General features: G+C 44.9%; 1 protein-coding gene. It reads right to left on the bottom strand.

Features of this window, described 5'->3' with window-relative positions:
• Window positions 1-405: amino acid permease (locus QC029_RS30780; protein WP_369281328.1), on the bottom strand; the 405-nt coding region annotated here is incomplete at both ends.

Genomic DNA, 405 nt, shown 5'->3' with positions numbered 1-405 from the left:
AAGACGTCCCGTGATAGTTGGGCCAAAAAAATTGGGGATGGTGGTCAGCCATACAAAACCAATCGTCCACATAGCAACCTGCACAGGCGCTAATGTCCACCCCATCAAGGTGCTAAAATAGCCAACTGCTGTAACGGCGATAGCGACATTAGCAATGACAAGTGATAGTGCATAAGTATAGTTGGTCATAAAACTACCCGATTTGCCAAAAGAATATTCGGCATACGCTCCCATACCCCCAACATGGTTTTTAGTATAACGACCACATTGGGCAAAAGCGTAGGCAAGAGCCATAGAACCAACTGCAGTAACGATCCAAGAAAAGATTGAAATTGTGCCCACTTGTGCCAACTTAGTAGGCAACAGGATAATACCTGAGCCCATCATATTAACCATGGTTAGCAC

The organism is Streptomyces sp. DH37 (genome assembly GCF_029813835.1).
GTDB lineage: Bacteria > Actinomycetota > Actinomycetes > Streptomycetales > Streptomycetaceae > Streptomyces.
Note: the sequence above shows the minus strand (reverse complement) of the source record. Positions and strands in the feature narration are given on the sequence as shown.